Source organism: Aeromonas sp. R3-1 (assembly GCF_040908345.1).
GTDB classification, from domain to species: Bacteria; Pseudomonadota; Gammaproteobacteria; order Enterobacterales; family Aeromonadaceae; genus Aeromonas; species Aeromonas veronii.
The window spans coordinates 1-17,115 of sequence record NZ_JBFODN010000269.1 but is presented as its reverse complement, the minus strand read 5'-3'; the positions used below and the strand labels follow the sequence as shown (position 1 = coordinate 17,115).

General features: G+C 60.9%; 16 protein-coding genes and 3 tRNA genes. 9 read left to right on the top strand and 10 right to left on the bottom strand.

Annotated elements, in window-relative coordinates:
* Positions 1-5 precede the first annotated feature (5 nt).
* The 3 genes from AB5Y85_RS19360 to AB5Y85_RS19350 all read left to right on the top strand — a co-directional run bounded on the left by AB5Y85_RS19360 (position 6) and on the right by AB5Y85_RS19350 (position 274).
* Positions 6-81, top strand: a tRNA-Val gene (locus AB5Y85_RS19360).
* A 24-nt stretch (positions 82-105) separates the two neighbouring features.
* Positions 106-181, top strand: a tRNA-Lys gene (locus tag AB5Y85_RS19355).
* Between the two features lie 17 nt (positions 182-198).
* Positions 199-274: transfer RNA gene (locus AB5Y85_RS19350), tRNA-Val, on the top strand.
* Between the two features lie 338 nt (positions 275-612).
* Here the strand turns inward: AB5Y85_RS19350 and AB5Y85_RS19345 are convergent.
* On the bottom strand, positions 613-1,926 hold the full coding sequence (locus tag AB5Y85_RS19345) for a sodium-dependent transporter (RefSeq protein WP_043821767.1): 1,314 nt from the start codon (positions 1,924-1,926) through the stop codon (positions 613-615).
* Between the two features lie 432 nt (positions 1,927-2,358).
* Here AB5Y85_RS19345 and AB5Y85_RS19340 point away from each other — a divergent pair, with 432 nt between their 5' ends.
* Positions 2,359-3,078 carry an ABC transporter substrate-binding protein gene (locus tag AB5Y85_RS19340; RefSeq protein WP_257687376.1) on the top strand — a complete coding sequence of 240 codons (720 nt, stop codon included), beginning with the start codon at positions 2,359-2,361 and terminating at the stop codon, positions 3,076-3,078.
* A 3-nt stretch (positions 3,079-3,081) separates the two neighbouring features.
* Here the strand turns inward: AB5Y85_RS19340 and AB5Y85_RS19335 are convergent, their stop codons facing one another.
* Both AB5Y85_RS19335 and AB5Y85_RS19330 read right to left on the bottom strand, forming a co-directional pair.
* A complete protein-coding gene (locus AB5Y85_RS19335) occupies positions 3,082-4,395 on the bottom strand; it encodes a sodium-dependent transporter (protein ID WP_005335722.1) in 1,314 nt (437 codons plus the stop codon).
* A 211-nt stretch (positions 4,396-4,606) separates the two neighbouring features.
* Positions 4,607-5,446, bottom strand: coding sequence for an isopenicillin N synthase family oxygenase (locus AB5Y85_RS19330; RefSeq protein ID WP_219595120.1), 840 nt, complete (start codon positions 5,444-5,446; stop codon positions 4,607-4,609).
* A gap of 207 nt (positions 5,447-5,653) precedes the next feature.
* Here AB5Y85_RS19330 and AB5Y85_RS19325 point away from each other — a divergent pair, with 207 nt between their 5' ends.
* Positions 5,654-6,217: a DUF2799 domain-containing protein gene (locus tag AB5Y85_RS19325; protein WP_005362971.1), complete on the top strand. Its 564-nt coding sequence runs from the start codon at positions 5,654-5,656 to the stop codon at positions 6,215-6,217.
* Positions 6,218-6,268: 51 nt separating this feature from the next.
* Here the strand turns inward: AB5Y85_RS19325 and AB5Y85_RS19320 are convergent, their stop codons facing one another.
* Complete coding sequence (locus AB5Y85_RS19320; RefSeq protein WP_257687377.1) at positions 6,269-7,087, bottom strand: Cof-type HAD-IIB family hydrolase; 819 nt, start codon at positions 7,085-7,087, stop codon at positions 6,269-6,271.
* A 110-nt stretch (positions 7,088-7,197) separates the two neighbouring features.
* Positions 7,198-8,427: an MFS transporter gene (locus AB5Y85_RS19315; protein ID WP_257687378.1), complete on the bottom strand. Its 1,230-nt coding sequence runs from the start codon at positions 8,425-8,427 to the stop codon at positions 7,198-7,200.
* A gap of 106 nt (positions 8,428-8,533) precedes the next feature.
* Between AB5Y85_RS19315 and AB5Y85_RS19310 the strand changes: the two genes are divergently transcribed.
* Together AB5Y85_RS19310 and AB5Y85_RS19305 are read left to right on the top strand one after the other, a co-directional pair.
* A complete protein-coding gene (locus tag AB5Y85_RS19310) occupies positions 8,534-9,157 on the top strand; it encodes a metalloregulator ArsR/SmtB family transcription factor (protein ID WP_257687379.1) in 624 nt (207 codons plus the stop codon).
* Positions 9,158-9,468: 311 nt separating this feature from the next.
* Positions 9,469-9,945: an Lrp/AsnC family transcriptional regulator gene (locus AB5Y85_RS19305; RefSeq protein WP_005304871.1), complete on the top strand. Its 477-nt coding sequence runs from the start codon at positions 9,469-9,471 to the stop codon at positions 9,943-9,945.
* Positions 9,946-10,076: 131 nt separating this feature from the next.
* On the opposite strand, the gene AB5Y85_RS19300 is transcribed toward AB5Y85_RS19305, so the two are convergent.
* Together AB5Y85_RS19300 and AB5Y85_RS19295 are read right to left on the bottom strand one after the other, a co-directional pair.
* Positions 10,077-10,394 (bottom strand): hypothetical protein, encoded by a 318-nt coding sequence (locus tag AB5Y85_RS19300; RefSeq protein ID WP_005343224.1) that lies wholly within the window; start codon positions 10,392-10,394, stop codon positions 10,077-10,079.
* Between the two features lie 145 nt (positions 10,395-10,539).
* Entirely contained in the window at positions 10,540-10,767 is a 228-nt protein-coding gene (locus AB5Y85_RS19295; protein ID WP_257687380.1) for a hypothetical protein, read from the bottom strand.
* Between the two features lie 187 nt (positions 10,768-10,954).
* Here AB5Y85_RS19295 and AB5Y85_RS19290 point away from each other — a divergent pair, with 187 nt between their 5' ends.
* Both AB5Y85_RS19290 and chrA read left to right on the top strand, forming a co-directional pair.
* Positions 10,955-11,410, top strand: coding sequence for an NUDIX hydrolase (locus AB5Y85_RS19290; RefSeq protein WP_257687381.1), 456 nt, complete (start codon positions 10,955-10,957; stop codon positions 11,408-11,410).
* A gap of 58 nt (positions 11,411-11,468) precedes the next feature.
* The gene (gene chrA / locus AB5Y85_RS19285; protein WP_257687382.1) at positions 11,469-12,635 is read left to right on the top strand and encodes a chromate efflux transporter; all 1,167 of its coding nucleotides are present in this window, start codon (positions 11,469-11,471) and stop codon (positions 12,633-12,635) included.
* 72 nt (positions 12,636-12,707) lie between these two features.
* On the opposite strand, the gene msrB is transcribed toward chrA, so the two are convergent.
* The 3 genes from msrB to glgB all read right to left on the bottom strand — a co-directional run.
* Positions 12,708-13,094 carry a peptide-methionine (R)-S-oxide reductase MsrB gene (gene msrB, locus AB5Y85_RS19280; RefSeq protein ID WP_005362957.1) on the bottom strand — a complete coding sequence of 129 codons (387 nt, stop codon included), beginning with the start codon at positions 13,092-13,094 and terminating at the stop codon, positions 12,708-12,710.
* 68 nt (positions 13,095-13,162) lie between these two features.
* Complete coding sequence (gene glgX, locus AB5Y85_RS19275) at positions 13,163-15,319, bottom strand: glycogen debranching protein GlgX (RefSeq protein ID WP_257687383.1); 2,157 nt, start codon at positions 15,317-15,319, stop codon at positions 13,163-13,165.
* Positions 15,319-17,115 (bottom strand): 1,4-alpha-glucan branching protein GlgB (gene glgB / locus AB5Y85_RS19270; RefSeq protein WP_368221984.1); only part of this gene is annotated, 1,797 nt, incomplete at its 5' end. The genes glgX and glgB, both read right to left, overlap by 1 nt.

Here is a 17,115-nt window from a genome sequence, read left to right as displayed (position 1 = left end):
TCCCAGGTCGTTTAGCTCAGCTGGGAGAGCACCTCCCTTACAAGGAGGGGGTCACTGGTTCGATCCCAGTAACGACCACCAGTTTGTAGAAAAAATGATTTAGATGGGTCGTTAGCTCAGTCGGTAGAGCAGTTGACTTTTAATCAATTGGTCGCTGGTTCGAATCCAGCACGACCCACCATCATTTCAAGAATCCCAGGTCGTTTAGCTCAGCTGGGAGAGCACCTCCCTTACAAGGAGGGGGTCACTGGTTCGATCCCAGTAACGACCACCATATTCGCAAGCGAGGCTGAGATATCAGCTGCGATTGCAGAGAAAGTCCCCATTCAGATGGGGATTTTTTTGCCCGCAATTCAGTACTCCAGCGTCTTCTGTTGCCGTTGTGGCGAGCCGAACGCCACCTCTTATTGTGCCACTCTGCCACTCTGCCACTCTGCCACTCTGCCACTCTGCCACTCCGATCCTTCTTCATCCTGCTCTTCCGAGATTGTTCGACGGCCACTGACTTCACTCCTGTCCATCGTGATGCTGCTTATATGAACGCCTGTAATAAAGTAAACGCCAGCAATAAAAAGGGCAGGCCAAGGCCTGCCCGCAAAGATGCGCAAGGTGCTACATGATCCCGCGGATCAGGATCCCGCTGATCAGCAGCGGCGCCACCACGCGCCAGCACCAGAGTAGCGCCAGACGCAGGGTGGGTGACAGGCCCGCAGGCAATATGGCATCACCCAATCGCCAGCCCAGCAGCAGTGTCAGTACCAGACCAAACAGCGGCATCATCAGATTGGAGGTCAGATAGTCGAGCAGCTCGAAGATGGTCTTGCCAAACAGGGTCAGATCGCTCCATGGGCCGAACGACAGGCTCACCGGAATGCCGGAGGCCATGATAAGCAGGGTCAGTACCCTGCAGGCGCCACGACGCGACCAACCCCACTCCTCGGTGGTGAAGCGCACCAGATGCTCCAGCATGGAGATGGAGGAGGAGAGAGCTGCGACCAGCAGCAACAGGAAGAAGATCACCCCCAGCCCCTGACCGAACGGCAGATGACTGAACACGGCAGGCATGGTCATAAAGGTGAGCCCTGGGCCCGCGGTGGGATCGATGCCGGTGGAGGCCAGCGCCGGGAAGATCATCAAGCCCGCCAGCACCGAGATAAGGCTAGCCAGTGTGACCACCCAGACCCCGGAGCGCAGCACCCCTTCGCTATTGGGCAGGTAGGCGCCATAGGTCGTGTGTACCCCGAGCCCGATGGAGAGGGAGAAGAAGGCCAGCCCCAGCGCGTCCAGCACGCTCTGGCCGGTCAGCATGGAGAAGTCCGGCAGCAGCAGCTGGCGCACACCCGCCATGGAGCCCGGCATGGAGAGACCGACCCCCACCAGCAACAACATCATGATGAAGAGCGCGGGCATCATCCAGCGCAGTGCCCGCTCCACCCCTTTCTGAATACCCCCCTGCACGAACCACCAGGTCAGGCCTGCGAAGATCAGATGGGTCAGCACCGGCCACCAGGGGTTGCTGACATAGCCGTTGAACAGGGCGGTGAGGGCGCTTCCTTCGCTCAGATTGAGCTTGCCAGCCATCGCCAGCGCGGCGTAACCCACGGTCCAGCCGCCCACCACGCTATAGAAGCTGTAGATAAAGAAGCCGCAGGCGATCCCCATATACCCCATCCAGCGCCAGTTCGGCCCCACCAGTTTGCGGAAAGCGCCGAGCACCCCGCGCTGACTATGGCTGCCGAGCAGAGTTTCGCCGACCTGTACCGCTACCCCCAGGGTAAAGCTGAACAGCAGAAAAACCAGCAGGAAGGCGCCACCGCCATTGGTGGCGGTCACATAGGGAAACTTCCAGATGGCACCAAGGCCAATCGCTGTGCCTGCTGCGGCCAGCACATGACCGAGACGGGAAGACCACTGAACCTGGCTCATACAACCTCCGGGTAACACGACATCGAAGCAATACTCCTGAGTAGCAATAAACGACAGACCATAAAAAAGGCCGCCTGAGGCGACCTTTGCAATGAACATTCAGAAAAACTGTGCGTGCAAGGTCACCTCTCTTGCGAGCTAAAAAATCGACCAAACAGCACGAGGATGGCAGACATGAGATGACAACCTGACCAATGAATGAGGAAACAGCCTAAACCATGGAAAGAATAATTGACACATAAAATCAAAAATTTTTTATGTGTGCCGCTGTCACCACTCTGGCTATACGTACAGTTCAATGGGTGAGAACCTCGCAGGGCCGTATCTTTTCTACCTTGTGGCTATTTACTGGGCGATAATCGACGTAGCTTCTTCTGGAACTAGTGACCGCGACATGGCGCTGACGGGAACAACGATGAGACAGGATGTCGTATGAGATGGATGGTGCTGACCTGGTTGCTGATCAGCCTGAGTGTGACGGCGCAGCCTGGATTAACCCTGCTGAGTCACGACTTACCCCCCTTTACCGAATACCGCGACGGCAAGCTCGATGGCTTCGCCATTCGTTTGATTGATGAGGTGCAGGAGGAGCTCGGCACCCGTTATCCGGTGCGGATTTACCCGCTCAAGCGGGCGCTGGCGCTAGCACGGGTCGAGCCCGGCTATGGACTGTTCGTGGTACAGCGGCTTCCGGAGCGGGAGTCCCATTTCAAATGGGTTGGCCCGCTCTTTATCAATCGGGTCTTTATCTATCAGGCGCTGGATAGTCGCCACCCGCTGACCTCGCTGGCGCAGCTGCGAGATCTGCCCAGAGTAGGGGTGGTGCTGGGCAATGCCGATGATGTGCGGCTGACCCATGAGGGCTACACCAATCTGGTGCGCTACAAGACAGTCGGGGAGGCGATAGAGCGGCTGATGCTGGGCAAGATCGATGCCTTGCCGATGGCGGAGCTGGTGATGGAGGCCACCCTCGACAAGATGGGGTTATCCCGGCGCAGCATCGTCAGCAGTGGGGTGCTGCTCCATCAGGCCGGTCTCTATATCGTCTTCTCCAAGGGAACGGATGATGCCGAGATCACCCGCTGGCAGCATGCCCTGGATGCCGTCAGAGCCGCACAGGGGCGGGCCGATGGGCCCACCCGCGAAGAGTAACCGTCACACCAGACCGCGAATCAAGATCCCGCCGATCAGCAAGGGGGCAATCCAGCGCCAGCAGTTCATCAGCAAGTGATGCCAGTGGCTGGCAATCCCCTGCGGCAGCGCCTTGCGTCCCAGCTTCCAGCCCAGCAGCAGCGTCAGCATCAGGCCGAACAGCGGCATCATCAGGTTGGAGGTGACAAAGTCCAGCAACTCGAAAATGGTTTTGCCAAACAGGGTGGCGTGTTGCAGCGGGCCAAACGACAGGCTGACCGGAACACCGCTAACCATGACGAATCCAGTGATGGCGCTGCAGGCCGTGCGGCGTGACCAACCCCAGGTCTCGCACAGAAAGCACTGCAAATGCTCCAGCAGGGAGATGGCCGAGGAGAGCGCCGCAAAAACCAGCAGGGCGAAGAAGATCACCTCAAGCACCTGACCGAAGGGCAGCAGCTGAAATACCGCCGGCATGGTCATAAAGGTGAGACCGGGGCCGGAGGCCGGGTCGATACCGGTCGAGGCCAGCACCGGGAAGATCATCAGCCCCGCCAGTACTGCCACCATGCTGGCCAGCAGCACCACCCAGAGGCTGGAGCGACCAACCCCTTCGCTGGTCGGCAGATAGGCGCCGTAGGTGGTGTGAATGCCCAGACCGATGGAGAGGGAGAAGAAGGCCAGCCCCATGGCATCGAGCACGCCGGACATCCCCAGCTTGCTGAAGTCGGGCATCAGGAAGTGACGTACTCCCGCCATCGCATTGGGCAGGGTGAGGCCAAAGGCGACCAGCATCAGGATCATCAGGAACAGGGCCGGCATCATCCAGCGCAGGGTGCGCTCCACCCCTTTCTGAATGCCGCCTTGCACCACCATCCAGGTGAGGGCGGCAAACAGCAGATGGGTGAGAATGGGCCAGACGTCGCCGCTGACATAGTCATTGAAGCGGGCGGTGAGGGCAGCCGCATCGCCATGATTGAGCTGACCGGAGATGGCCATGCCGGTATAACCCAGGGTCCAGCCGCCCACCACGCTGTAGAAGCAGTAGATGAGCAGGGTAGAGATCACCCCCATTACCCCAACCCAGCGCCACTGTTTGCCGAGCAGATCGGAGAAGGCACCGACTACCCCGCGGCGACTCATGCTGCCGAGCAGGGTCTCCCCCATCAGTACCGCCACCCCCAGGGTGAAGCTGAACAGCAGAAAGACCAGCAGGAAGGCGCCGCCGCCGTTGACGGCGGTGACATAGGGGAATTTCCAGATTGCGCCGATACCGACCGCGGAACCCGCTGCGGCGAGGATGTAGCCGAGTCGGGATGACCATTGGGACTGCTTCATAAGAACTCCAATCGAGCGCCCCTTGGCAGGGGCAGAATGGCGCTCATGTTACGGAGGTCACGGCGCAATCACTACGACGGTTATCAGGTATAAATGCGATTTATTGGTACGATTGGCTAATTTAATTCTGTTTTTTGCCCAATCCTGCCACCAAATAAAAACCGGAGCGAGATTGCTCCGGTTTGGTCTCTGACAACGGTTCGTCGGTGGACTAGATCACTCCCAGCTCCCGCAGCCGCTCCATCAGGTAGCTGTGGGCGGTATGACGCTCGGAGAGCACCACATCCGGGCGCGGGTGGAGGAACAGCGGCAGGGAGATACGCGACTTGGCGGCGCTGCCACCGGTCGGGTTGATGACGCGGTGGGTGGTGGAGGGATAGTAGCCGCGAGAGGCCTCCTGCAACATGTCGCCGATGTTGATGATGAGGGTGCCAAAATCGCACGGCACGTCCATCCATTCGCCATCGGAGCCCTTCACCTGCAGGCCTGGTTCGTTGGCGGCAGGGAGAATGGTGAGCAGGTTGATATCTTCGTGGGCGGCGGCGCGGATGGCGCCCGGCTCCTCGGTGCCATCGAACGGCGGATAGTGCAGCACCCGCAGCAGGGTCTTCTGGCTCTCTTCGATCATCGAGGAGAGGGGGCTGCTGTAGTGAGCGGCGATATCGGCCGGGGTGTACTGCTCGACCCAGCCCAGCAGCTCGGCGGCCAGACCGTTGGCCAGACGATAGTACTCCATCGCCTGCTCCTTCAGTTCTTCCGGCATCTGGCCCCAGGGGTAGATGTGGAAGTACTCCTTGATATCTTTCTGGCTATGGCCCTTGGCCACCTCGGAGACCGACGGCGGGAAGTAGCCATCCTGAGTCTCGCGGTTGAACAGGAAATCCTGCTTCTGCTCGCTCATGAAGAAGCGATACCAGTTGTCGTAGATGGACTGCACCAGCTCTTTCGGAATGGGGTGGTTGGTCAGCACGCCAAAGCCGGTGGTTCGCAGGGATTCGGTGAAGCGTTGGGCCGCATCGGGTGAGCGGTAATCGACGGTCAGGACTTTCATTGTTTTTGTTGCGCGCCAGTTAAAAGATGGCGCAGTTTACCTTGCGCCTGATAACAAGGAAAGCGGGGTGGCCACCCCGTCTGGCACGGCGTTGAATAGTGACAAAAACATCAAATAAACCGCGCCAGACCACGCGGGAGCGCATCCCTTGTTATGGCCTTTTATCCTCTCTAGAATGCCGGTCACTATCTTTTCCGGAGTCTGTTCATGTCCCCCAAAATCCTGTTGCTGACCCTGCCGGTATTGCTGGCGGGATGCAGTGCCCTGTCAGAAGATGAGTGCCGCACCATGAGCTGGTACAACCTGGGTTATCAGGATGGATCGGAAGGCAAAACCCGTCAGGCGACCCGCGATTACGTTTCGTCTTGCAGCGAATATGGCCTCAAAGTGGATGAAGCCGAGTGGAAACGGGGCTACGACAAGGGGCTGGAGCTCTACTGCATTCCCGAGCTGGCTTACAGCAAGGGCAAGGAGGGGCAGGCCTATCTGGGGGTATGCCCCAATGATGCCAGCTTCCTCAAGCAGTATCAGCGTGGCTACGAAGAGTACAAACTGGCTGCCCGCCTGCGGGAGATCAGCGACGAGCTGGAGCGTACCGAGCGGGATATCGATACGCTGGAGCGCAGCATCCGCAACGAAACCAACACGGAACAGCGTGACTATTACCGCGCCAAGCGCGATCGAGCCATTCGCCACTACGAATCCCTGCGCCGGGAGTACAACCGTCTGCGTTATCCGGATCGGGTGATCCAGTTCTCCTTCGGCGGTTAATCCCTCTCTTCATGGCCAGCCCGCGTGCTGGCCATGTTGCATCTTGTCAGCTCAGGGCTGTACCCAGCGCTGCAGTGCCAGTGCGATACCATCTTCGTTGTGGTCGGCCGTGACCCGATGGGCATGGCTCTGGATCTGCGGGGCCGCATTGCCCATGGCCACCGCCAGCCCCACCTGCTCGAACATGCTGATGTCGTTGTTATTGTCACCAAACGCCACCACCTGATCCATTGCAATCCCTTCGCTGGCTGCCCACTGGGCCAGCCGGTTGCCCTTGCTGCAACCGGGCTGTACCAGCTCCACCGCATAGGGGGCCGCCCAGTCGCGGGTAAAGGGCATCTGCTCGACCACCTCGCCCATAAAGGTGTGCAGGCGTGCCGGATCCTGATTGAACAGCTCCAGCTTCCAGACCGGGTTGTCGAGCCAGCCTGCCAGCTCCTCGACCGGGTGGAGGGCGATCTTGAGGTGGTCCGGCTGATTGGCCGACCAGTGGCGAATGCGGGTGACATGCTCTTCACAGCCGATGTAGCCAATGCCCTCGCTCAGGTGGAACAGGGCGCCCATCTGCTGCGCCTCGACCGCGGCCAGCAGCTCGGTAAGCGGGGCGACCGCCAGCGGGTCGCCACTTAGGATCCGGTTCTGCACCGGATCATAAAGATAGGCGCCGTTGCTGCAGATGAGGGGGGTATCGAGGGCCAGCTCGTGGTGGAAGGGACGCGCCGTCATGTAGTGGCGCCCCGTGACCAGCAGCACCTTGATGCCGTGGGCGCGGGCCTGCGCCAGTGCTGCCCGGGTGGCCGACGAGATCTTGTGATCCCGGGTCAGCAGGGTGCCATCCATATCGAGCGCGATGGCCTTGTACTCACTCATAGCTCCTCCAGCATCGAACAAATCCGCAAAGAGCTTTACCGTCCCAGACCCGGCGCCCCGATGCAAGTCTTGCCCGCGGCCGAAGCGCCGAACTGTGATCCCTTCGTGGCTCAGGTGCAGCTGGCCAGCTGTTGACGACGGTCGGCACGGCGGCGCAGCAGATAGAAACCGGCGGCACTGGCAAGGGAGCAGAGGGTGGCGAGATAGAAGGGCCAATCGGTACCGGCCAGCAGCACCAGACTGCCGAGCAGAACCGCCAGGATCTCGCTGCCCACGGCGAGGGCGCGGTAGAGCCCCATCGCCTGCCCCTGCTGCTCCGGGTGACTGCGGTTGGAGATCGCCACCGAAGTGGCCAGCTCCCCCAGACTCATGCCGATGCCAGCGGGAACGAAGGTAAGCGCCAATCCCCACCAGTGCACAGGCAGGATAAAGAGCAGCATGCCGCTCGCCATCACCAGATGGCCGACAATGCCGAGGGAGCTGCCGCGCCAGTGACGGGCGATGCGGGATCCGAGCCAGGAGCCCGCCATCATGGGCAGACTCACCAGCACCGCCGCCTGCGCCAGCTGGGCCGGATCCCAGGCCAGCTTCTCCACCAGCCAGATATTGAAGTAGGTGAAATAGAGCTGCACGGCGCCATAGCTGATCAGGGTAAGTACGAAGTAGGGCAGCAGGGTCGGTTGCAGCAACAGCTGGCAGCTGGAGAGGGTCGCAGTCTGACGGGTGGCCGCCACCGGCGGACGATAGGGGATCAACCAGTACACCAGCAGCAGGTTGAGCAGGGTCATTCCTACCGCCAGCCAGGCGGTCAGACTGTAATCCCCCGAGATCACCGCGGCGTAGCCCCCGATCATCGGCCCCACGACCCAGCCCAGATTCATGCCGATGTTGATCCAGGCGAAGCTGCGGGCCTTGTGCTCCTTGCCGGCGAGATCCGCTGCCATCGCTTGCACGATGGCGATGTTGCCGTTGCATAGCCCCTCCACCACCCGGCTGAGCAGCAGCAGGGGGAGGGAGCGCCAGGCGATACCGAGTGCCATCAGGGCATAGCCTGCCAGCACCCCCGCCAGCGAGAGCAACAGCAGTGGCTTGCGGCCATAGCGGTCGGAGAGGCGACCGAGCCAGGGACTGCCCACCAGCTGGAACAGGGGATAGAGCCCCATGATGACCCCCAGCCACACCTTGCGGCTCCAGTCGGAGGCATCCGGCGTCAGCATGCCGTGGGCCGGATCCAGCAGCAAGGGTGCCAACACCGGGGAGGGGAGACTGAAACCTGCAACTGCCAGCGTGACCGTCATGACCAGCACCCAGAGGGGATTTTTGTGCCCGTGTTTCTCCATGTCGCACCCATTAAATAAAGTTATTGGTTTATTTATGCTGATTCATAGACGGGATTAAGTAAAGTGAATTGTTGATTTAATAAAGGGGGCTCCCCATAATGAGATCATGAACGCAAGCACCGACAAGATCCTGTTTCTGCTCAAGAGCCATGGCCCGCAGAGTGCCGCCGTGCTGGGGGAGCAGTTGCAGATGACCTCCATGGGCGCCCGCCAGCACCTGCTCGCACTGGAGCAGGAGGGGTGGGTCACATTCAGCGACAAGGCGCGCGGGCGCGGTCGTCCCGTGCGGCTGTGGCAGCTCACCGAGCAGGCCTGGCAGCGCTTCCCCGATAGCCATAGCGACCTGACCGTGCAGCTGATCGACAACGTGCGCGAGCTGTTTGGCGAGGAGGGGATGGAACGGCTGATCCAGCAGCGGGAGCAGCAGATGCTTGCTCGCTATCAGGAGGCGCTGGGGTCCCATGGCCTCTCTGGCCGGCTGGCGGCGCTCAGGGAGCTGCGTACTCGCGAGGGCTACATGGCGGAGATCCGCCGCGAAGAGGATGGCAGCTGGCTGCTGTGGGAGAGCCACTGTCCCATCTGTGCGGCAGCGCGTACCTGCCGCGGTTTCTGTCGCAGCGAACTGGCGCTGTTTCGCCAGCTGCTGGCGCCAGCAACGGTGGAGCGGGAGCAATATCTGCTGGAGGGGGCGCATCGCTGCCTCTATCGCATCACGCCGCCCGCGCTCTGATTTCGTCAAACGCCCAAAAACAACAAAGCAGGCGCCGGGATGCCTGCTTTGTTGCCTTCGGGGAGGGGGTTCTCTCGTTCCAGCCCGTCGTTTCCCGATAAGGTAAGACGGCTGATGGGGCTCTTGACCCGGTAAGGTCCTTCACCGCAGAGACCCGGTCAGGTATCTGCTTTGCCACCGGAAGATGTAACCATAGTATCCCTCCCGTGCCGGTGAGTGGTTGCAAAGTAACCACTCATTTCGGTTGTTTTTGCAATAGCTCACCCTTAATCTAGGAAAAGTGGATTAGTCATTGCAACGAGGAAGGGTAAATGCTGAAACTTGATCGCATAGACAGACATATTCTCGAGCTGATGCAGGAGAATGGCCGCATCAGCAATCTGGAACTGGCCGAGCTGGTCGGGCTCTCCCCGTCTCCCTGCTCCCGCCGGGTCAAGGCGCTGGAGGATGCCGGTCTCATCGACACCCACGTTACTCTGCTCAACGCCCGCCAGCTTGGCCTCACCCTCACCGCCTACATTCACATTTCCATGGACAGACATACGCCCGAGCGGTTCGAGAATTTCGATCGCGCCATCAGCGAACTGCCCGAAGTGCTGGAGTGTGATCTCATCACCGGTAACGATGCCGACTACCAGCTCAAGGTGGTGGTGCGCGACATGGAGCACTATCAGCACTTCCTGCTGGACAAGCTGACCCATATTCCGGGGGTGACCGGAGTGCGCTCCAGCTTCGTGCTGCGCCGCATCAAGCACAAGACGGCGCTGCCGCTCAACCATCTGGGTTGAGCCCGCGCAAGCCGCTTATAGAAACAGAAAGAGGAGGTCAGTGGCCTCCTCTTTTGCTATTCGCTCTTGGTTATTCGGTAGTGGTTATCGGGTCTGGATTAGCTGTTGCGGTGACGGGGCGACTGCCGCTGTCAGACGCTGACCTGGCTGATGTCTTCCACCTGCAGCAGCCAGCCGCTCTGCTCCTGCTGCGGTTCGCCGCTGACCCGCAGCCGCTCGCCGGTTGGCACCCACTGCCCCTCGGGCAGGGAGACCAGCAGGCTCTCGCTACCGTTGTCGAACAGCCAGCGATCTTCGCCAAGCGATTCAATCAGATAACCTTCCATCTCCACTCTGGACTCGGCTTGCCAGGATGGCGCAACGGAATCACGGCTCTCGATGAAATCCCCCTGAACACCAAAACTGGCTAGCCCCCACAGAATGGAGAGCCCGACGATGGATGTTTGCATCTTGTCTCTCCTCTTTTGGAACTGTAGGGCCAGTATGGGAACAGAAAACTGAGCGCACCATGAACAAGGTGACAAAGTGCTGGCGAGATCGCGAAAAAATCCGGCCAATTGGCCGGCAGTGTCATTTTATGGTGCCTGGATCACACTATTTGGCGGCTTCTTCTGTCATCCGTTCAGCTCTTGGCTTATTCGTCCACATGGCTACCCCGCGATGATCCCCACAGATCCCCTCTACCACCACGGCGCGAACCCGGGTGCCATCTTTGCAAATGGCCTGCCAGGCGTCGGCATCATCGATGGCGAGCGAGTTGGGGGACGGCGTGGTTTGGCAAGCCGTGAGCAGCAGAGCGCACAGGGGGAGCAATTTTTTCATGGCGGACTCCTCGGGGTGATGGGGGACTGAGAGGATTGGGATGACCTCTCCACTCCCCAGCATCAGTGATAACCGGTTAAGGNGGGGACCACTGACGGCCGCAGGTGCCGTGCAGCCGGGGCTTGCCCTGTGCCCTCCTTGGGCCTAAGGTGGGGCCGTTTTACTGCCTTATTGAAGGAGCGTTTTCATGTCCACTCTCTATCCCCGCGTCGGGGTCGGCGTCATTCTGACCAACGCCCAAGGCCAGGTGCTGCTTGGCAAGCGCAAAGGGAGCCATGCCCCCTACTGGTCGATCCCGGGTGGTCATCTGGAGTTGGGGGAGAGCTTCGAGTCGGCGGCGATCCGCGAGGTGGCCGAGGAGACGGGACTTGAGATCCAGGGGCCCGAGGTGGTGGCGGTGACCAACAATCTGGAGACATGGCGCGAGAGCGGGCTGCACTATATCTCGGTGACGCTGCATGCCCGGGCCGATGGCGAACCGCAACTGCTGGAGCCGGAGAAGTGCGAAGGCTGGGTCTGGTGCGATCCGCGCGAGTTGCCCGAGCCCCATTTCGACGCCAGCCGCCAGTCCATTGCTTGCTGGCTGGCGGGACGCTGCTATTTGCCGGGTGATATGCCCATGGTGTCGGCCGAATCAGCCTGATTGTCATAAAACGATCATCGCGCTGTCATAATATCCCCTCTCCATCGGGAGAAGAGGGATGAGGGAGAAGAGCGTGGGACAGGTATTTATTCAGTTTTTATGGCTGGGATGCATCAGTTTTGGCGGCCCGGCCGCTCATATCGGCTATTTCCAGCGTACCTTCGTCCAGCGGCTCGGCTGGCTGACACAGGCCGAGTTTGCCCGCCTGCTGGCGCTGTGCCAGCTGCTGCCGGGGCCCGCCTCCAGCCAGCTGGGTTTCGCCATCGGTCGTCATCGCGCCGGTCTGGGCGGGGCGCTCTCTGCTTTTGTTGGCTTCACGCTGCCCTCATTTCTGCTGCTACTGGCGGCCGCGATCGGCATCGGCCAGCTGGGCAGCAATCTGTGGCTCGACGCTGCCTTACATGGCCTTAAACTGCTGGCGCTTATCGTGGTGGCCGATGCGGTGCTCACCATGAGTCGTCAGTTCTGTGCCACGGGAATGACCCAAGGGATCATGGTGGTGACCGCTGCTGCACTCTGGTGGCAGCCCGGTCTGCTGACTCAACTGTTGATGCTGGCGGGAGCTGCGTTGATCTGCGCCCGCAGCCAGCGCGGGGCGGGGAGTCGCCCTGCCACCGCTGAGCTGCCTGCTGCCGCCAGCAGTCAGCCTCATTGGCCGACCCTGCTGCTGTTTGGCATCCTTTTTATCAGTCTGCCGCTGCTCGCTAGCCCGATTGGTCAACTGGTTGCCGACTTCTATCGCGCCGGTAGTCTGGTGTTTGGTGGTGGCCATGTGGTGCTGCCGCTGCTGCAAGAGAGCGTGGGCCACACTCTCAACGAGCAGCAGTTTCTGACCGGTTACAGCCTGGCCCAGTTGGTGCCGGGCCCCATGTTTACCCTCGCCACCTATCTTGGTGCCCAGTTGCAGCCCGAGATGCCGATGAGCGGGGCCCTGTTGGCGACCCTGGCGCTCTTTGCGCCTGGCTTTCTGCTGCTCTGGGCGGTGGGCCCCTGCTGGCAACAGTGGCTGGCCCAGCCCCGTCTGGCGGGGGCCGTCACCGGCATCAATGCTGCCGTAGTGGGCTTGTTGCTGGCGGCCCTCTATCAGCCGGTGTGGCAGAGTGCGGTGCTGGCGCCGAGCGATCTGGCGCTGGCTGCCATCGGCTTTTATCTGCTGCGGGTGGTGAAGCTGCCGATACCGGCCATCGCGGCCCTGCTGGTGATGGCTGCTATCCTGCTGGCGTGAAGCCGGTGAAATCCCGATAAAAACGGCGCCTCCGTGATGGAGGCGCCGTTTTTATTGCAATGGGTCAGCCGTTCAGACCTCGGGATCGAAATCCAGACTCAGGCTGTTGACGCAGTAGCGCTGGCCGGTCTCGGTCGGTCCGTCGGGGAAGACGTGACCGAGGTGAGAGCCGCACTGGCGGCAGGTGATCTCCACCCGCTTCATGCCGTGGCTGTTGTCCTCGGTGTACTCCACCGTTCCCTCGATGGCCTTGTCGAACGAGGGCCAGCCGCAGCCGGAATCAAACTTGGCTCCTGAGTGAAACAGCACGCTCTTGCAGCAGACACAGAGGTAGTCGCCGCTCTTGCGATTGTGGAGCAGGGCGCCGCTGTAGGGGCGCTCGGTGCCCTTCTCCCAGCAAACGTGAAACTGCTCGGGGGTCAGTTTGCTGCGCCACTGTTCCGGATTGTTACTGCTCATACCGACTCCTTGCCATCCATACCGGAGCCCAGCATAGCGGCTCCGTAAAGCTGACTCCAGCATGCCTCTTATGCTTTGCCTGTATCTGTGATCGAGGTGGCAACCATCTCCTCACCGGATGCAGGGAGAATTTCCTGCTGCGGTGGTTGGGCATCCTCCGCCGTGCTGGCCAGCGCCACCCGCTCCAGCAGTTTGAGGGAGTGGGCCCGGCCGACTGCCACCTGCCGTTTGATGTCATCGGGCAGGAAGGGCAGCCCATCGTTGGTGGCGGTGTCGATGGTCTGGATCCACTCCAGCCCTTCCCCCGGCGGTGGCAGGCGGAACTGGATGTCATAATCGCTGGCGTTGAACAGCACGTACCAGCGCTCGCCGACACAGTTGATCATGCCGATATCCATGGCGAACGCCTGCCCCATGGGGGCGTGCCAATCCTGATCGGTGAGCTGGTGGCCGTCCGGGTGATACCAGTTGACCTGATGGCAGCTGGACGGTGCGCCATTCCAGCTGTCGTCGCTCAGCTGCAGGTTGGAGAAGACGCAGGACTCTGCCCGCAGTGCCATCATCTGCTGGGTGAAGGCGAACAGCCGCTCATCCTCCGGCCGCCACTGCCAGTTGACCCAGCTGATCTGGTTGTCCTGACAGTAGGCGTTGTTGTTGCCAAGCTGGCTGCGGCCCATCTCGTCCCCGGCGAGGAAGTGGGGAGTGCCTTGGGACAGCAGCAGGGTGGCAATCAGATTGCGTTTCTGCTGCTGGCGCAGGCTGTTGACCCGCGGATCCAGGGTTGGTCCCTCTACCCCGTGGTTATAGGAGAGGTTGTTGCCGTGGCCATCGCGATTGTCCTCACCGTTGGCCTGATTGTGGCGCTGGTTGTAGGAGACCAGATCCTCCAGAGTGAAACCGTCGTGATAGCAGAGGTAGTTGACGCTGGTGTGGGGCGATCGCCAGTTCTTCGGGAAGATATCCCGCGACCCCACCAAGCGGGTGGCAAAGTCCCCCATCTTGCCCGCATCACCGCGCCAGAAGGCGCGCACTGTGTCGCGGTAGCGGTCGTTGATCTCTTGCCACTGGCTCGGGAATTGACCCAGCCGGTAGCCGAAGGGGCCGATATCCCAGGGTTCGGCGATGAGCTTGACCTGTGACAGCACTGGGTCGGCCATCACCGCCTTGAAGAAGGCGCCCATGGGCTCGAACTCCCCCGCTTCCCGCGCCAGTGTCACCGCCAGATCGAAACGGAAGCCATCCACCTGCATCTCGGTGACCCAGTAGCGCAAAGCATCGAGCACCAGTCGCAGGGTGTTGGGGTGATCCAGATTGACGCTGTTGCCGCAGCCGGTCACGTTGGCGTGACGGGTGTAGTCCGGGCCGTGGGGGCCCGCTTCGAAGGCGTAGTAACCGGCGTTGTCAAAGCCCTTGAACGAGAGGGTGGGACCGTCGAAGCCAGAGGCGGCAGTGTGGTTGTAGACCACATCCAGGATCACCTCGAGCCCGGCCCGGTGCAGCTCGCGCACCATGGTCTTGAACTCGGTCACCGCCTCGTCCGCTCGGGTGCTGTAGCGTGGCTCCGGGGCGAAGAAGGCGATGGGGTTGTAGCCCCAGTAGTTGGTGAGTCCCAACTGCTCCAGTCGCGGTTCCGACATGAAGGCGGCCACCGGCATCAGCTGCACCGAGGTGATGCCGAGGCTCTTCATATGTTCGATAACCAGCGGGTGACTGATGCCAAGGTAGGTGCCCTGCAGCGCTTTGGGGATCCCCGGGTGCTGCTTGGTAAAGCCCTTGACGTGGGCCTCGTAGATAATGGTGCGGGCCGGACTGATCCCGGGTTTGCCAACCCCTTGCCAGTCAAAACTGTCATCCACTACCACCGACTTGGCAATCATCCCGGCACTGTCACCCTGATAGAGGGCTTCATCCCAATAGGTGGGACGGCTGAGCGCCCTGGCGTAGGGGTCAATCAGCAGTTTTTGCGGATCGAACAGCATCCCCTCCTGCGGGGTGCCATAGACCCGATAGCCGTAGCGCTGACCGGCCTTTACACCGCGCACGTAGCCAAAGCGATACTGGCCACGGCGGCCGGGCAACTCCAGCCGCATCAGCTCCTGCTCCTGCTCGTCGTACAGGCAGATCTCCACCTTGTCCGACTGGGGGGCCCAGACGCAGAAGTGGCAACCGTTCTCGTCAAGGCGGGCCCCCAGCGGGTGGCCCACCCCTTTTTCCATTACAAGCATCAAGACTCCTGTTTGATAAACAAGGTCGCCAGCGGCGGCAGATCCAGCACTATGCTGTGTGCCATCCCCTGCCAGGGGGTCGGCTCGGCAGCGAACACCAGACCTACATCATAGTTACTGCCCCAGTAATACTCGCTGTCGGTGTTGAGCACCACCCGATAGTGGCCCGCAGCTGGGACGCCGATCCGATATTCGAGACGGGGCACCGGGGTGAAGTTGCAAGCCACCACAATAGCCTGCTTGCCCTCTTTGTCCGCCCGCAGCCAGGCAAAGATGCTGTTGTCGGCATCGTTGTGATCCAGCCAGCGGAAGCCGGTCTGCTCATAATCGGCCTGATACAAGGCAGGCTCATGACGGTAGAGGTGGTTGAGATCGTGGATCAGCCGCTGCTGACCGGCATGCTTGGGATATTGCAGCAGGTGCCACGGCAGCTGGGCGTCGTGGTTCCACTCGTTGCTCTGAGCGATTTCGGTGCCCATGAAATTGAGCTTCTTGCCCGGGTGGGCGTACATAAAGCCCATGTAGGCGCGCAGGTTGGCAGCCTGCTGCCACTCGTCGCCCGGCATCTTGTAGAGCATGGAGTGTTTGCCGTGCACCACCTCGTCGTGGGAGAGCGACAGGATGAAGTTCTCGTCATAGTGGTAAACCATGGAGAAGGTCATGTCGTTGTGGTGGTAGCGACGGTGGATCGGCTCTTTCTGCATATAGGTGAGGGTGTCGTGCATCCAGCCCATATTCCACTTGAAGCCAAAGCCGAGACCGCCGAGGAAGGTGGGGCGGGAGACACCGGCAAAGGCGGTGGACTCTTCGGCTATGGTCATGGCGTGGGGGTACTTGCCGTAGACCTCCTCGTTGGTCCACTTGAGCAGGCTGATCGCCTCGTAGTTGTGGTTGCCGCCATCGACGTTCGGTACCCACTCACCGGCGTTGCGGGAGTAATCCAGATAGAGCATGGAGGCGACCGCATCCACCCGCAGGCCGTCGATGTGGAACTTGTCGAGCCAGAACAGGGCGCTCGCCACCAGGAACTGGCGCACTGTGTCGCGGCCGAAGTCGTAGATGTAGGAGTTCCAGTCCGGGTGCCAGCCACGGCGCGGATCCTCGTACTCGTAGAGCGGGGTGCCATCGAAACGGGCCAGTCCGTGGGCATCGGACGGGAAGTGGGCGGGTACCCAGTCCAGAATGATGCCGATGCCTGCCTGGTGGCACTGGTCGACGAAGTATTTGAAATCATCGGCGGTGCCGTAGCGGCTGGTGGGGGAAAACATGCCCACCGGCTGGTAGCCCCAGGAGCCGCTGAAGGGGTGCTCGGAGACCGGCAGCAGCTCGATGTGGGTGTACTCCATCTCCTTGACGTAGGCGACCAGCTCCACCGCCAGCTCGCGCCAGCTCAGGCTGTCGCCATTGGGGTGGCGTTTCCAGGAGCCGACATGCAGCTCATAGATGGAGAGCGGCTGCTCGCGTTTGTCGTTGTGCTGGCTGGCAATCCACTCGGCATCCTGCCACTGGTACTGGGCGTGGTCATAGACCACGGAGGCGAACGACGGATACTGCTCACTGTAGAAACCTACAGGGTCGCTCTTGTGGGGCAGCCGGTTGCCCATGGGGTCCTTGAGCTCGAACTTGTAGCGATCCCCGGCCTTGAGGCCCGGCACAAACAGCACCCAGTGACCGCACAGGCTGCGCTGCATCGGATGGCGGCGGCCATCCCAGAAGTTGAAATCGCCGATGAGGCTCACGGCGGTGGCGCTCGGTGCATAGACCGCAAAACGTACCCCTTCCACCTGCTGGCCAAG